General features: G+C 45.6%; 1 protein-coding gene and 1 pseudogene. One reads left to right on the forward strand and one right to left on the reverse strand.

The features are described 5' to 3' along the window. The coding region (locus AAEY68_RS21040; protein WP_350586826.1) for a hypothetical protein at nucleotides 1-196 on the forward strand (196 nt) is incomplete at its 5' end. Here AAEY68_RS21040 and AAEY68_RS21045 read toward each other — a convergent pair. After that, a pseudogene (locus AAEY68_RS21045) lies at nucleotides 184-274 on the reverse strand (AraC family transcriptional regulator); the annotation flags it as partial. The gene AAEY68_RS21040 and the pseudogene AAEY68_RS21045 sit on opposite strands and share 13 nt — an antisense overlap.

Genomic DNA, 274 nt, shown 5'->3' on the forward strand with positions numbered 1-274 from the left:
CAGTTATGACGGGCATGACATTTTAAGTTTACGAGCGCAGTGGCAAATAACAAATAACTTAGCGCTTGCAGCGCGTATTATTAACTTAACCGATACCGCTTATGCCGAGCGCGCCGATTACACTAGCTTTACCGGCGACCGCTACTTTCCAGGGCGGCCACGTAACGCCATGATCTCAGCAACTTATAGCTGGTAAACATCCAGATCGCTCATGTAACGCATGGGCGATTTTTTCATTACTTTTTTAAACATAGTAATAAACGCACTCACCGAC

The organism is Pseudoalteromonas sp. RB2-MNA-CIBAN-0110 (genome assembly GCF_040309305.1).
Lineage (GTDB): Bacteria > Pseudomonadota > Gammaproteobacteria > Enterobacterales > Alteromonadaceae > Pseudoalteromonas > Pseudoalteromonas arctica.